Origin of the sequence: Actinosynnema sp. NPDC002837, assembly GCF_040295345.1 — a bacterium.
In the GTDB taxonomy this organism is placed as follows: Bacteria; Actinomycetota; Actinomycetes; order Mycobacteriales; family Pseudonocardiaceae; genus Actinosynnema.
In genome coordinates this window covers 234,959-249,136 of record NZ_JBEOVG010000001.1, presented here as the reverse complement: position 1 = coordinate 249,136, position 14,178 = coordinate 234,959, and the positions used below count along the sequence as shown (strand labels likewise).

Here is a 14,178-nt window from a genome sequence, read left to right as displayed (position 1 = left end):
GACACTCCCGACGCCGGAGCACGGCGGCGCCTGCCGGCTCAGGGCCGCACGGTGACCGGCACCCGCTGGGCGGTGTTGTTGGCCATGCCCTGCCGGTTCCACGGCTGGTCCACGGGCTGGGTGCGGCCGTCCGCGTCGGTCGCCCGCACCCGCAGCACGTGCTCGCCGGGCGTCGCGTCCCACGCGCACTCCCAGCGCCGCCACGCGTACCGGTCGCCGGCGGGGCCCAGGTCCGCCTCCACCCACGCGCCGTCCAGCTCGACCTCGACCTTCGCCACGGGCGCGTGCCCGCTCCACGCGCGACCGGTGAGCAGCACGCGGCCCGCGTCGACGAACCGCCGGCGGGTCATGAAGTCGGGGAAGCCGGGCGGGACCATCAGGGCCTTGGGCAGGATCCGGGTCACCGGCGTGCCCTCGTCGTCGGCCTCGTGCGTGATCCGGTAGGCGACGGCCTGCTGGAACCCGTCGAACGGCCGGTCCAGCGCGGTGATCGAGCGCAGCCACTTCACGTGCGCCATGCCGTACCAGCCGGGCACGACCAGTCGCAGCGGCGCGCCGTGCTGCGGCAGCAGCGGTTGGCCGTTCATCTCGTAGGCCAGCAGCACGTCCGGCCGCAACGCCTCGGCCACCGGCAGCGCGCGCTCGTAGTCCTGCTCGACGCCCCGGTCCAGCCCGTGGTCCAGGCCGGTGAACACCACGTCCACGGCGTCCGGCGGCAGGTCGGCCAGCAGCGGGGCCAGCGGCGTGCCGGTCCACGTCGCGCAGCCGACCGCCTCGTCCAGCCACGGCTGGCTCACCGGCCTCGGGTGCAGCTTGGCCCGGCCGTTGCCCGCGCACTCCAGCGTCACCTGCTCGGTCACGGCGGGCAGCGCGCGCAGCTCCTCCAGCGTCCACGTGCGGCCGAGCACGTCCAGCGACCACCCGGTGACGTCCGGGATGTCGTAGTGGATCAGCAGGTAGTGCAGGCCGGCCGGCGTCTCGTCGTAGCGCAGCGCCTCCAGCGGCATCCCGTGGTTGCGCGCGGCGAGCCGCAGTTCGTCGATCGAGATGTCCTCGTCGTCGGCGGCGATCCGGGACAGTCCGATGGTCATGTGCTGCTCCGCGGGAGGAAGTCGGCGTGGGGCGTGCGGAGGGCACCTCGTCCGGCGCCGTCCGCCGCACCACTGTCACCTCGACGCGCGCGGCGCGCAAGCGCTTGGCCGATCACCGGCGCGGGGACGGCCACGGCCGAGGCGGTTAGCCGTTGCCCCGCAGCAGGAGCTTGGCGTCGGGCACGTCGGCCGGGAAGACCAGCAGCCGGTGCAGGTCGCCCCGGCGCACGACGGTCACCTTGATGCGGGCGGCGCGCAGGCGTCCGGCGAGGACGGCCGCGGCTTCGGGGGTGGGCACGGCGGACACCTCGGTCAGCAGGCCGAAGTCGTCGCTGGTGTAGTCGGGCACGGCCCGTCGGTCGATGCCGAACGCCCAGAACAGCACGAGGGCGAGCAGCCCGAACACGATCACCAGCAGCAGGAAGGTGGTGAGCGCGGTCACGCCGCCCATCCTCCCGCAGTCACGATTCAGTGAGCAACGGCACGCGCGGGTCGTGTTACTCGTCAGTACGCTACGGGGAACGCGAGGTCGCGAACGTTCCACCGGCGCAAGCCGCGGCCATCGAACACAGGAGGTTGCCGTGCCGTACCCGGCCGACCGAGAGCGCGACCGCCCCTGGGTGATGCGGACGTACGCGGGCCACTCCAGCGCCACCGCCTCCAACGCGCTGTACCGCCGCAACCTCGCCAAGGGCCAGACGGGCCTGTCCGTGGCGTTCGACCTGCCCACGCAGACCGGCTACGACCCGGACGACGAGCTGGCCAAGGGCGAGGTCGGCAAGGTCGGCGTGCCCGTCAGCCACATCGGCGACATGCGGCAGCTGTTCGACGGCATCCCGATGGGCGAGGCGAACACGTCCATGACCATCAACGCGACGGCCATGTGGCTGCTCGCGCTGTACGTGAGCGTGGCCGAGGAGCACGGCGCGGACCGCGCCACCCTCGCGGGCACCACGCAGAACGACATCATCAAGGAGTACCTGTCCCGCGGCACGTACGTGTTCCCACCCGGGCCGAGCCTGCGGCTGATCACCGACATGGTCGCGTGGACCGTGTCGAACGTGCCGAAGTGGAACCCGATCAACATCTGCTCCTACCACCTCCAAGAGGCGGGCGCGACGCCCGTGCAGGAGATCGCGTACTCGCTGTCCACCGCGATCGCGGTGCTGGACTCGGTGTTCGACTCCGGCCAGGTGCCCGAGGAACGGCGCGGCGAGGTCGTCGCCCGCATGTCCTTCTTCGTCAACGCCGGCGTGCGGTTCGTCGAGGAGATGTGCAAGATGCGGGCGTTCGTCCGGCTCTGGGACGAGATCACCCGCGACCGGTACGGCATCGCGGACCCCAAGCACCGCCGGTTCCGGTACGGGGTGCAGGTGAACTCGCTCGGGCTGACCGAGGCGCAGCCGGAGAACAACGTGCAGCGGATCGTGCTGGAGATGCTGGCCGTGACGCTGTCGCGGGACGCGCGGGCCCGCGCGATCCAGCTGCCCGCGTGGAACGAGGCGCTCGGCCTGCCCCGGCCGTGGGACCAGCAGTGGGCGCTGCGGATGCAGCAGGTGCTGGCCTACGAGACGGACCTGCTGGAGTACCAGGACATCTTCGAGGGCTCGCACGTCGTCGGGGCCAAGGTGGACGAGCTCGTCGAGGGCGCGCGGGCCGAGATCGACCGCGTGCAGGCGATGGGCGGCGCGGTCGCGGCGGTCGAGTCCGGCTACATGAAGTCGGCGCTGGTGTCGTCGTTGGCCGACCGGCGGCGGCGGGTGGAGTCCGGCGAGGACGTCGTGGTGGGCGTGAACAAGTTCGCCACCACCGAGCCGTCGCCGTTGCAGGCCGAGGGCGCGAACGCGATCGAGCAGATCGACCCGATCGTCGAGCAGCACGCGGTCGAGGCGATCCGGGCGTGGCGGTCCTCTCGGGACGACGCGCTGGTGAAGTCCACTTTGGATGACCTGCGGGCGGCGGCGAAGACCGACCGGAACCTGGTCGAGGTCACGATCGCGTGCGCGAAGGCCGGCGTGACGACGGGTGAGTGGTCGCAGGCGTTGCGCGAGACGTTCGGCGAGTACCGCGCGCCGACCGGGGTCTCGGCGGCGTCGGCGTCCGGTGAGGCGGGCGCGGAGATCGCGCGGGTGCGCGAACGCGTGCGGGCGACCGGCGAGGAGCTGGGTGAGCGGCTGCGGATCCTGGTCGGCAAGCCCGGTCTCGACGGGCACTCCAACGGGGCCGAGCAGGTCGCCGTGCGCGCCCGCGACGTCGGCTTCGAGGTGGTCTACCAGGGCATCCGGCTCACGCCCGCGCAGATCGTGGCCGCCGCCGTCCAGGAGGACGTGCACGTGGTCGGCCTGTCGATCCTGTCCGGCTCGCACCTCGAGGTCGTCCCCGCGGTGGTCGACGGCCTGCGCGCGGCGGGCGCGGGTGACGTGCCGGTCGTCGTCGGGGGGATCGTCCCGCCCGACGACGCCGACGAGTTGCGCGCACGCGGTGTGGCCCGGGTGTTCACGCCCAAGGACTACGAGCTGACCCAGATCATGGACGAGATCGTGACGGTGGTCCGGGCCGCGGTGCTGCCCGGCCGCGCCTCCGGGGACGGCGACCCGGTCGCCTGACCGGGGTCGGATCGGCGCGCGCCCCGTGGCCGAACGGCGCCGACCCGGTCAGCGCGTCACCACGGGGATCACGCCGTTGTCCTCGTCGAGCAACAGCCGCGAGCCCAGCGGCGCCGCCAGCTTCACGGGGTAGGACTGCGACCGGGGGAGCAGGCGGTGCAGGCAGTCGCCGAGCGGCCCGCCGGTGATCCGCACGGTGATCCGCACGGACGTCTCGCTCTCGACCGCCACCGGCTCCTTGAAGACGGGCTTGCCACCGGGGCAGGGTTCGAACGGCGCGCCCAGCTCCACCGACAGCTCCACCCCGTCCGACGTGGTGGCGGACCGGTTCGAGTGCGGGACCCCGCCCGGCTTCCAGAACGCCTCGGGGGTGATCGCGGGCCACGCGAACACGCTCCCGAACACGCTGCGGAACCGCCACGCGGGCAACTGCACCGGACCCCGGTCGGTGTGGAACGACGCCGTGCCGAGCTCGACGCTCACGAGGTCCAGCGGCACGCCACCGCGCCCTTCCGCGGACATCGCGGCCACCGCGTCGGCCACGCCGATCAGCGGGAGCGTCGCCGGGCCGTCGGGCAGCACCACGGGCGCCGAACCGGGCGACGGCGGCGCGACGCCGGTGAACCGGAACTCGCCGGCGAAGCCGAGTTCCTCCGCCTTCACCTTCTCCCCCTCGGCTCTCTCCACCGTCTCCCGTTGCGGGCCGGTCAGCACGATCGGCCGGGGGACGGCGGTCACGGGGAAGTCCACCCCTGGCCCGGCGGGAGCGGCGGCGGGCAGGTCGGACCCGATCGACACGGGTGGCGCGGCCGGTTCCCCACCGCCGGCGCAACCGGCGACCACCAGACCGAGGACCACGACTAACGGGCGAAGTCTCATGCCACCGGGACGGAAGCCCACCGGCAAGCGGTTGCACGCGCGGTTGCCGCGGACGTCCACCGGCGCGCGGTCGCCCGGCCGGTTACCGTCGGAACATGGCCGAATACCAGCACATCCGCGTCGACCGCACGGATGACGTCGTGCGGATCACCATGGACCGCGCCGCCCGGCGCAACTCGCTGTCCGCCGAGCACCTGGCGGAGCTGCTGACCGCGTTCCGCGAAGTCGCCGCGTCGGACGCGGTGGGCGTGGTGCTCGCGGGCGAGGGGCCGGTGTTCTCCGCCGGGCACGACTTCGCCGACGTGTCGTCCCGCGACCTGGAGGGCGTGCGCGAGCTGCTGACGCTGTGCACGGACCTGATGCGCACGATCGAGTCCGTGCCGCAGGTCGTGATCGCGCGGGTGCACGGCCTGGCCACCGCGGCGGGCTGCCAGCTGATGGCGTCGTGCGACCTGGCGGTGGCCGCCGAGGAGGCCGGGTTCGCCCTGCCCGGCGGCAAGGGCGGCTGGTTCTGCCACACCCCGGCGGTGCCGGTGGCCCGCGCGATCGGGCGCAAGCGGCTGATGGAGATGGCGCTGACCGGTGACACGGTGGACGCGCGCACCGCCGAGCAGTGGGGCCTGGTGAACCGCGTCGTGCCGCTCGCCGAGCTGGACGACGCCGTGGACGAGCTGATGCGCCGGGCCACCCGCGGCAGCCGGGCCGCCAAGGCGTTGGGCAAGCAGACGATCTACGCCCAGCTCGACCGGCCCGAGGCCGACGCCTACGGCATCGCGGTCGAGGTGATGGCGGCGGCGTCGCAGACCCCGGCGGCCAAGGAGGGCATGGCGTCGTTCCTGGAGAAGCGCCCGCCGGTGTGGACCGACTAACGCGCGAGGCCGAGCACCAGGGAAGCGGCGGCGAGGGCGAGGAACGCGCCGGGGAAGGCGATGTTGTGCCACACCCCGGCCCGCACGTGGGCGACGACCGCGCCCACGAAGAACGCCGTCAGCCCGACCGCCGCCGCCACTCCGACGACGGGCACGCCGACCAGGCCGAGCAGCAGACCCGCCGCGCCCGCGCCCTTCAGCACGCCCAGCACGGGCAGCCAGGACGGCGGCACGTCGACCTCGGCCGAGTTCGCCAGGACGAACTCGGCCTTCAGCAGGTCGGCGACGGCGATGCCGGCGTTGGCCAGGATCGCGAGGACGGTGACGACGACGTGCGCGGTGGGCACGGGAACCTCCAGGCGGTGCGTGGTCTCTACCTGCTCGACGCGCCGCCGCCGCGGGAGGTGACCGGTCAGCCCACCCGCTTGTAGAACAAGGTCGTCGGCCGCGGCACGCCGTCGGGGTCGGCGGCGTAGTCGGGGATGACGCCCGCCTCCGTCCAGCCGGCCCGCCGGTAGAGCCGCTCGGCGGCCGACCCCGTCTGCGTGTCCAGCACGAGCAGGGTCGCGCCGCGCTTCGCGGCCTCCTGCTCGGCCACGTCCAGCAGCGCCCGGCCCAGCCCGGCGCCGCGGGCGTCGCGGCGCACGATCAGCTTGGCCACCTCGGCGCGGTGCGCGCCGTTGGCCGTGTCGGCGAACCGCAGCTGGACGGTGCCGAGCACGCGTTCGCCGTCCCGCGCGACCCACAGCGCCAGCACGCCGTTCGCGACCGGCGCGGCCTTGGCCCGCCACCACTTGAGCGCCTGCACGCGCGACAGCGGCTTGACGAAGCCGACGGACGCGCCGCCCTCGACCGCGTCGGCCAGCACGTCGGCCAACGCCTCCGCGCACGCCAGCACCTCGGCGGAGGTCAGCTCCGCGATCACGGCGGTCACGGCTGCGCGTGCTCGTGGAGCAGGAGCAGGGTGTAGGCGGCGATCGACTGGGCGTCGGTGATGTCGCCCCGCGCGATCATCGCCTCGAACTCCGCGCGCGGGAACCACGCCGAGCGCATGTCCTGCTCCTCGTGCTCGCGCTCGTGGAAGCCCTCGCGCAGGTCGGTGGCCAGGAACACCCGGCCGCGCTGGCTGGACATGCCCGGCGCGACGTCCAGCATGCCGAGCTGCACCAGCTTGCCCGCCCGCAGGCCCGTCTCCTCCCGCAACTCGCGCTCGGCCAGCACCAATGGGTCCTCGACGGCGCGTTCGGGCGCGGTGCCCTGCGGGAACTCCCAGCGCCGCATGCCGATGGGGTAGCGGAACTGCTCGACCAGCCGCAGCCGCTCGCCGTCCAGGGGGATCACCAGCGCGAAGTCGGGCTTGTCCACCACGCCGAAGATGCCGGTGGTCCCGTCCGCCCGCCCGATGGCGTCCTCCCGGACCACCATCCACTGGTTCGCGTACACCTCACGCGATCCGAGGGTCTCCACGATCACTCTCCCTGTGCCGAATGCTCCGGGCCGCGGCGCGACCGGGCCACTTCCGACCGACGCCGCCCCTACCCGAAGTACACCACCAGCCGCGCGGCCGACCGGACGCCGACCACCTCGCCGGGCGGCACCCCGTGCGGCCGGAACACGGCGCGGCGACGTGTGCGCGCTCTCGCCGGTGATCAGGGGCGACGGTCCCGGCGCGCGTGAGCGGCCGCCGCGGTGACACGTCGGCCGACGGTCCCTGCCGGTGCGCCGGGGTCCGCACCCCGTAGCCTGTCGGCCGTGCGCCTCGTCATCGCTCGCTGCCAGGTCGACTACGTCGGACGTCTCACCGCCCATCTGCCGATGGCGCAGAGGCTGCTGCTGATCAAGGCGGACGGCTCGGTGTCGATCCACTCCGACGACCGCGCGTACAAGCCGCTGAACTGGATGAGCCCGCCGTGCTGGCTGATCGAGGACCCGGACATGTGGGTCGTGCAGAACAAGGCGGGCGAGAAGCTGATCATCACCCTGGCCGAGGTGCTGCACGACTCCAAGCACGAGCTCGGCCCGGAGCCCGGCCTGGTCAAGGACGGCGTCGAAGCGGACCTGCAGAAGCTGCTGGCCGAGCACGTCACCACCCTCGGCGACGGCTGGACCCTGGTGCGGCGCGAGTTCCCGACCCCGATCGGGCCGGTGGACCTGATGTGCCGCGACGCGTCCGGCGCCTCCGTGGCGGTGGAGATCAAGCGCCGCGGCGAGATCGACGGCGTCGAACAGCTGACCCGCTACCTGGAACTGCTCAACCGCGACCCGCTGCTGGCGCCGGTGCGGGGCGTGTTCGCCGCGCAGCAGATCAAGCCGCAGGCGCGGACCCTCGCCGAGGACCGCGGCATCCGCTGCGTCGTGCTGGACTACGACGCGCTGCGCGGCATCGAGTCCGACGAGTTCCGCCTGTTCTGATCGCGACCGGCCAAGGGCACCCGCAATATGCGGGTGCCCTTTGCTGTTTAGGCTCTCTGTCGTTCGTGACACGTAACGTGGAATAGTTGCCAGTTGACGTCCACTGTTCCGGTGATTTGCCGAATGGTGGACTGGTCAGTTTGATGACACCTTTCACATTACTTGTCGGTAGGGCTGGACATCGCGCCTTGCCCTTTGCCAGGGTCTTCACCCATCATCGCTCGCACCCCGTGCACTCTCGCTGATGCAGTGAGTGCTGCCGTGTGTGCGGCCCCCGAGAGGTGAGGTTTCCCGTTGGTGCGCAAGATCTTCATCAATTACCGGAGTAGTGACCTCGACTTCGGGGCGTCCTTGCTCGACACCGCGCTGTCCGGCGAGTTCGGGCCCGACCGGGTCTTCCGGGACGCGCGGTCGCTGCGCTTGGGCGACGAGTTCCACCCGGAGATCATGGGCGCCATCCGCGAGTCCCTCGCCATGATCGCCGTCATCGGTCCCCGCTGGGCCGGCGAGGTCGACGCCCGCGGGCGTCGACAGATCGACCGCTCCGAGGACTACATCCGACGGGAGATCATCGAGGCGTTCGACCACGACGTCCCGGTGATTCCGGTCCTGGTCGACAGGTCGAGGCTGAAGCCTGCGGAGCTGCCTGCCCCACTGCGCGCCCTCGCGGCGCGGCAGTACCTGACCCTGCGGACCAGGAACAGCCACGTGGACCTGGCCGTGCTGATCGGCGCGCTGGCCGAGCGCCTGCCCGAGCTGCGCCGCGTCGAGCGGCGGGCCGACCGGTCCGGTGCGCTCCTGGGCGGCATCACCGCCCAGGAGGTCGGTGCGATCTTCACCGATCGCGTCGACGTCGCGGGCGACCTCACCATCGGTGGCCCGGGGTCGTGGCGAAAAGGCGAGCGCTGACCACGTCCCTGCTCGATATTCCAGTTCACCTCGATTCATGGCCGGTGTAGGACAATGACCATGCCTGTGCCCGAACCCGAAGTCGGTTCGGGTCATCCCCGTCCCATCCGAAAAGCCGGAGAGGATACCGGTGTCGAACGCGGCCCGGTCACCACTCCGGTGTCCGATCGCGATGGCGCATTGCGTGCGTTGCGGGAGGCGGAACTCGACCCGTTGGACAACGGGCGGTCGTCGGAAATCGTCGGCAAGTTCCTCCGCGGCGCGGAGGTCCGGAACCTCACGGTTATCGCCGGTCCGCTCACCGTTGCCGGCGACGTGAATACCGGTGGCGCGGCCAAGGGGAGAACGGCGCCGCGGTCCGGGCGTGCGGCCGGCCGGCCGTTCGCCTACTCGAAGGCCCACCTCGACAGCTACACCGCCGGTTTCGTGAGACCGGACTGGTTCGAGGACGCTCACGACGTCCTGGCCGAGCGGCACCTCGTGGTGCTGTCCGGTCAACCGGGTGCGGGTCGGGACGCCGCGTCACTCGCCCTGCTCGTTGAGGTCCTGCGCGGTGCCGGTCCGGCGCAGGTGACCCAACTCCCGCCCGAGGTGCTGGGAGACGTGACGTGGACCGTCCCCGACAAGGGCTGCGGCTACGTCATCCCGGACAACCTGGTGGTGCGGGCGACGCGCTACCGCGGCGCCAAGCCACCCGTGACCGCCGAGGCGATCGACGACGTCTGGCTCACCAGGATGAGTGAGCAGCTGCATGACGCCGGCAGCTTCCTCGTGGTCGTCACGGGCCCACCCGCAGGACGACTGGCGGTGGCCGCCCGACGCCACGAGTTCGTGATGGAGCAGGTGAGCGCCCCGGACCCGTACGAGATCTTCTATGCCAGGCTGGAGGTCTCCGACCTCGACGTGCCGCTGGACGCGGTGCGCAGGCGGCTCGAGGACACCGAGGTGGCGGCTCTGGTGGCCGAACGGCCGCGGCCGAGCTTCGCGGTGCGGGTCGCGGACGCGGTGGTCGCCGCGATCAACTCCGGGACCTCGCTCACCGAGGTCGTCCGCGAACTGCGCGACCCCCGCGAACAGGTCAGCGAGTGGTTCGGCGACAACGTCGACCCGGCGGAGATCGCGTTCGCCATGGCCACGGCCGTCCTCGAAGGCTGCGGCTACCTCACGGTGTCCGACGCCGCCGGCGACCTGCACCGCGCGCTCGCCGGCAAGTCGGCCGAGCCCGCCACGCACTTCCGCCGCACCCTGCGCACGGCCCACACCTGGATCCAGCTCGCCCGGCCGGAACGAGGGGATGGCGGCGGGGCGCCGGTGGACGAGGTCGTCGTCTTCCGCAACCCCTACCTGCGACTGGCCGTCCTGACCCACGCCTGGCACGAGCTGGACGGCATGCGCCCGGCGATCCAGGAGTGGTTGCGCCGCATGGCGGGCCACTCCGATGTCGAGGTGCGCGCTCGTGCCGCGACCGCCGCCGGGGTTCTCGCCTCAGGCGACTTCCAGCACAGCCTGCACGGTTTGATCCTGCCTTGGGCGGGCAGCGACTCCGGTTCGGAGCGGCAGAGCGCCGCGCTGGCGCTCGGGGTCGTGGGCAGCCAGGCCGTGCACACCGGTCGGGTGTGGCGGCTGCTGCGCGAGTTCGCCGCGGACAGCAGGACCGGCCCGGACCGGCCGCTGCCGAAGACCGCGGCCATGGCGGCGGGAGGGCCGCTGGGACTGGCCGACCCGGATTCGGCGGTGCACCTGTTGCGCTCGCTGCTGGAGGCGGACGACTGGAACCTGGTGCACCCCGCGGCGTGGAGCTTCGCCCGCCTCGTAGAGGAGGGCGCCGACCGCGTGGTCGTCGCGGCGCTGCGTGAGTGGAGCGACGCGGCCCGCCGCGGTGACTTCGCCGTCAAGGTGCTCACCGCGTTCGTCATCGCGGCACGACCCCATGCCGCGATGGTCGGGCGGTCGACCTGGGACACCCCGGCCGTGTGGCCGGTCCTCCTCAAAGAGGCTGCCCGTCACCACGACGACCTGCCGGTGCTGTGGGCGCGGGCGCTGGCGGAGCGCCGGGTCCGCGAGCTCGCGCTGCAGGCGCTGCGCGGGTGGCTGGGCGTCGCGGACGACGATCCGGCGGCGTACCCGGTGGTGCTGGACGTGCTGGCGGGGATCGTCGACCTGGGCGAGCGCGCAGCCGACGACCTGGAACACCAGCTCGAGGTGTGGGCGAGCGACCGGCGCGACCCGTCCCGCGCTGCGGCGTACGCCCACGACGATCTCGTGCACGCTGAGGAGGCGCTGCGGTGAACCCCACCTACGACCCGATCAAAGAGGTCGTCAAGCCGCGCAGGATCCGCTTGGTCAACCGGCTCACCAGCCCGTCGATCGACACGGCCCTCGTGCTCGAACCGTTCACCGGTGAGCGGAAGCTCGTGCGGTCGGGCGAGCCCGTGCCCGGGGCGTGTGTGGGCCGGTACCGGCATGCCTACGTCGTGGACCTGCGGATGTACTCGTTGACGCTGTCCGTCGAGGACCTGCCCGCGTCCGACCCGTCCTTCACCTTCTCCGTCGACGTGATCTTCAACTGTCGAGTGGTCGACCCGATCGCCGTGGTCAACAGCGGTATCCGGGACATCGTGGCGGCTGTCCGCCCGAGCCTCACCGGGCTGATGCTGGACATCGCGCAGGACCACGACATCTCGCAGTTCAAGGCGTTCGCGACGGCGTTGCGTCGGGAGCTGGACCGCAGCACGGTGGCCTCCGGCTTCGAGCTGAGCGCTTACGTCGTCCGACCGCGCAGCGTGTCGGAGTTCTACGACGCCACGCGGGGCATCCGCGTGGACCGGGTCAAGCGGGCCGCTGCGCGCGAGGTCGTCGACGGCGGGCACGCGGAGATCATCGCCCAGGTCATCGCCAAGCGCGACGGCGATCCGTCGGCGCTGGTGGCGGCGCGCACGGAGTCAGAGCACCGGGACAAGGACCGCTTGCTGGACATGGTGCGCATCGCGTCCGAAGAGGACGCCGACCCGGTGGAGGGCAGGGCCGTGCGATCGAGGGTGGTCGGCGCGCTGCTCGGCGACTCCGAGCCCGCGAGGGCGCCCGAAGGCGTCCGGCCCTCCCGCCGCAAGTACCTCACGGACAAGTACACCGGCGCCGAACGGGCGGCAGTCGAATCGGCGAAGCCCGAGCCCGGTGACCGCCGCCCACCTGCCGACCGGGACGTGCCGTCCGCCACCACCGGGAGCGCCGGCGTGACCCCGCCTGGCCCCCGGCCGAGCAGGTTGCGCGGTTCCGGTCTGCGCCGTGACGAGGCGAAGGGGGAGAGCTGAGTGGACCTGCGCACGTCAGAGCAGTCCGATCGCGGTCATGCCTGGCACCTGGAGCAGCCGCCGTTGATCGTGACGGCCGTCTGGGCGGAGAAGAAACCCGATCAGGGCGAGGACGCCGAACCCCTCTTCGTGCACCGGGTTTCGTCCCGCGCCGGCATCTTGGCGGTGTTCGACGGCGCGGGTGGCGCCGGCGCGTCAAGCGCGGGCCGTCCCGACGACGGCCCCGAGCGCACGTCGGCCTGGGTGGGTTCGCGGTTCGTCCGCGCGCTCGTCGAGCAGTGGTTCGTCCGCGAGGTGGCCGATGGGACGGGAGCCGGCGAGAGCCTCCACGAGCACCTCGCCGCGGAGCTGACCCGCCTGCGGGGCACCGCGAAGCGCAAGATGCGCAGCTCCATGCAGCGGGAGTTCCCGACGACCATGGCCGGGCTGCGCTACCGGCTCGGCGACGACTCGGTGTCTTGGGAAGCGCTCTGGGCGGGGGACTCCCGCGCCTTCCTCCTCGACGTCTCCACGGGCCTGCACCAGCTCAGTCGTGACGACACCGTGTCGGACGACGCCCTCGTGCTGCTCAACGAGGACCCGCCCATGACCAACATGATCTCGGCCGACCGGCGGTTCGACCTCAACTCCGCGACGGGCGAGGCGGACTTGCCCTGCGTGCTCGTGTGCGCGACGGACGGCTTCTTCGGGTACGTCACCACCCCGGCCGAGTGCGAGCACGTGCTGCTGGACACGTTGGAGAGGTCCGAGACCGCCGGTGACTGGGGCAACGCACTCATCGAGGACATCGCCGGCTACACCGGGGACGACGCCTCGCTCGTCGTGCTCGCGGTCGGGTTCGAGGACTTCGCCTCGGTCAAGGACCACTACCGCTCGCGCACCCGTGAGCTGCGGACCCAGCACATCGAGCTGATCAACGCGCTGGACTCGCGCGACCGGGAGCAGGTGGTGCGGGCGCGGGAGGACTCCTGGGCCCGTTACCGCGCCGGTTACGAGCGGCTGATGCCACTGCGTCGGGAAGGGAAAGGCGCGTGAAGCTGGGTGCGGACGTCGGCGGCTACGAGATCGTGACGAAACCCACGAACGCGGGGGCGGGCAAGTGCCTGTGGGCCTTCGCGACGAAGGACGGCGCCGAGTACTTCATCAAGGAGTTCCTCGAGCTCAAACGCCCACGGCCGGACGGGCCGGGTACCCCGGAGCAGAAGAAGGTCATGCTGGCGCAGTGCGAGGAGTTCGAGCTGCGGCACCGCACCATCATGGACCGGATCGACCCGATGGCCCCGGACGCCGGCAACCTCGTCGTCGCCCGTGACTTCTTCTGCGAGGGCACGCGGTACTACAAGGTCACCGAGCGGCTGCACCCGGCTGAACTGGTCGCCCCGCACGAGCTGCCACCGCGGCAGATGCGCGTCCTGCTCCTCACCCTGGCCGCGAGCCTGCAGTTCCTGCACCGGATCGGGATCGTGCACGGCGACCTCAAGCCGGACAACATTCTCCTGCACAACCCCTCGGCACGGGGCCTCTACACGGCGAAGCTGATCGACTTCGACGACGCCTACCTCGCCGGCGCGCCGCCGGCCAGGGACGTCATCGGCGGAGACCACGTGCACGGTGCCCCGGAGTGGATCCGCTACCTGCACGACGGCGGGGTCGGACCGGAGCGGCTGACGACGGCGGTGGACGTCTTCGCGTTCGCCCTCGTCGTCCACACCTACCTGACAGGCGCGCTGCCGGTCCACGACGGGTCCTTCACCTCGACTGCGGAAGCCGTCAACACCGGCGTGACACCGGTGCTGGACGAGCGGCTGGCGCCGGCCACCTCGGCGCTCCTGCGGCGGGCGCTGTCGGCCGACCCCGCGGTGCGGCCCGCCATGGCCGAGATGCGGGAGGTCCTCGACGACGAAGCCGCCCTGCGGCTCACCGTGCCACGAGCGGGTGGGAGCCGCCTGCGCAGCAGCTTCGGATCCCGCCCACCGGTCGCCGCGGAGACTTCCCGCGCCACCACGCGGCACGCCGACCGCGGCTCCCGGCTCCGCATCAACCTGACCGGTCGTCCTGGCGGCACGGACTGATCTTCGACAACACCTCCGGAAGGGAATCC

At 72.1% G+C, this 14,178-nt stretch carries 14 protein-coding genes; 8 read left to right on the top strand and 6 right to left on the bottom strand.

Translation table 11 applies throughout. The annotated features are described in order from the left end of the window. Positions 1–38 precede the first annotated feature (38 nt). Both ABTZ99_RS01205 and ABTZ99_RS01200 read right to left on the bottom strand, forming a co-directional pair. Positions 39–1,091, bottom strand: a complete 1,053-nt coding sequence (locus tag ABTZ99_RS01205; protein ID WP_499607205.1) for a sulfite oxidase — start codon at positions 1,089–1,091, stop codon at positions 39–41. Positions 1,092–1,236: 145 nt separating this feature from the next. Then, a complete protein-coding gene (locus ABTZ99_RS01200; RefSeq protein WP_499607202.1) occupies positions 1,237–1,542 on the bottom strand; it encodes a hypothetical protein in 306 nt (101 codons plus the stop codon). A gap of 130 nt (positions 1,543–1,672) precedes the next feature. Between ABTZ99_RS01200 and ABTZ99_RS01195 the strand changes: the two genes are divergently transcribed. Then, positions 1,673–3,697 (top strand): protein meaA, encoded by a 2,025-nt coding sequence (locus ABTZ99_RS01195; RefSeq protein WP_498775102.1) that lies wholly within the window; start codon positions 1,673–1,675, stop codon positions 3,695–3,697. A gap of 48 nt (positions 3,698–3,745) precedes the next feature. Here the strand turns inward: ABTZ99_RS01195 and ABTZ99_RS01190 are convergent, their stop codons facing one another. Next, on the bottom strand, positions 3,746–4,555 hold the full coding sequence (locus tag ABTZ99_RS01190) for a hypothetical protein (protein WP_498775100.1): 810 nt from the start codon (positions 4,553–4,555) through the stop codon (positions 3,746–3,748). Between the two features lie 116 nt (positions 4,556–4,671). On the opposite strand from ABTZ99_RS01190, the gene ABTZ99_RS01185 reads away from it, so the two are divergent. Next, the gene (locus ABTZ99_RS01185; protein WP_498775098.1) at positions 4,672–5,445 is read left to right on the top strand and encodes an enoyl-CoA hydratase-related protein; all 774 of its coding nucleotides are present in this window, start codon (positions 4,672–4,674) and stop codon (positions 5,443–5,445) included. On the opposite strand, the gene ABTZ99_RS01180 is transcribed toward ABTZ99_RS01185, so the two are convergent. The 3 genes from ABTZ99_RS01180 to ABTZ99_RS01170 all read right to left on the bottom strand — a co-directional run bounded on the left by ABTZ99_RS01180 (position 5,442) and on the right by ABTZ99_RS01170 (position 6,912). After that, positions 5,442–5,792: a DoxX family protein gene (locus ABTZ99_RS01180; protein ID WP_499607197.1), complete on the bottom strand. Its 351-nt coding sequence runs from the start codon at positions 5,790–5,792 to the stop codon at positions 5,442–5,444. The two genes, ABTZ99_RS01185 and ABTZ99_RS01180, sit on opposite strands and share 4 nt — an antisense overlap. A 65-nt stretch (positions 5,793–5,857) precedes the next feature. Continuing rightward, positions 5,858–6,379, bottom strand: coding sequence for a GNAT family N-acetyltransferase (locus ABTZ99_RS01175; protein ID WP_498775094.1), 522 nt, complete (start codon positions 6,377–6,379; stop codon positions 5,858–5,860). After that, positions 6,376–6,912: an NUDIX domain-containing protein gene (locus tag ABTZ99_RS01170; protein ID WP_498775092.1), complete on the bottom strand. Its 537-nt coding sequence runs from the start codon at positions 6,910–6,912 to the stop codon at positions 6,376–6,378. Before ABTZ99_RS01170 ends, ABTZ99_RS01175 begins: the two co-directional genes overlap by 4 nt. 285 nt (positions 6,913–7,197) lie before the next feature. Between ABTZ99_RS01170 and nucS the strand changes: the two genes are divergently transcribed. From nucS to ABTZ99_RS01140, 6 genes are all read left to right on the top strand, one after another. Beyond that, entirely contained in the window at positions 7,198–7,857 is a 660-nt protein-coding gene (gene nucS, locus ABTZ99_RS01165; protein WP_230572499.1) for an endonuclease NucS, read from the top strand. Between the two features lie 297 nt (positions 7,858–8,154). After that, positions 8,155–8,766: a toll/interleukin-1 receptor domain-containing protein gene (locus ABTZ99_RS01160; protein WP_498775089.1), complete on the top strand. Its 612-nt coding sequence runs from the start codon at positions 8,155–8,157 to the stop codon at positions 8,764–8,766. 180 nt (positions 8,767–8,946) lie between these two features. Then, positions 8,947–11,055: a hypothetical protein gene (locus tag ABTZ99_RS01155; protein ID WP_499607192.1), complete on the top strand. Its 2,109-nt coding sequence runs from the start codon at positions 8,947–8,949 to the stop codon at positions 11,053–11,055. Then, positions 11,052–12,077, top strand: a complete 1,026-nt coding sequence (locus ABTZ99_RS01150) for a hypothetical protein (RefSeq protein WP_498775085.1) — start codon at positions 11,052–11,054, stop codon at positions 12,075–12,077. Before ABTZ99_RS01155 ends, ABTZ99_RS01150 begins: the two co-directional genes overlap by 4 nt. Then, positions 12,078–13,112, top strand: coding sequence for a protein phosphatase 2C domain-containing protein (locus ABTZ99_RS01145; protein ID WP_499607189.1), 1,035 nt, complete (start codon positions 12,078–12,080; stop codon positions 13,110–13,112). It begins immediately after the preceding gene. Then, positions 13,109–14,149 carry a protein kinase domain-containing protein gene (locus ABTZ99_RS01140; protein WP_499607186.1) on the top strand — a complete coding sequence of 347 codons (1,041 nt, stop codon included), beginning with the start codon at positions 13,109–13,111 and terminating at the stop codon, positions 14,147–14,149. Before ABTZ99_RS01145 ends, ABTZ99_RS01140 begins: the two co-directional genes overlap by 4 nt. Positions 14,150–14,178: the final 29 nt, after the last annotated feature.

What these genes read in the sequence shown, in the direction of transcription:
- ABTZ99_RS01205 (WP_499607205.1), bottom strand. Translation starts at nt 1,091, where the DNA reads ATGACCATCGGACTGTCCCGGATCGCCGCCGACGACGAGGACATCTCG.
- ABTZ99_RS01185 (WP_498775098.1), top strand. Translation starts at nt 4,672, where the DNA reads ATGGCCGAATACCAGCACATCCGCGTCGACCGCACGGATGACGTCGTG.
- ABTZ99_RS01200 (WP_499607202.1), bottom strand. Translation starts at nt 1,542, where the DNA reads ATGGGCGGCGTGACCGCGCTCACCACCTTCCTGCTGCTGGTGATCGTG.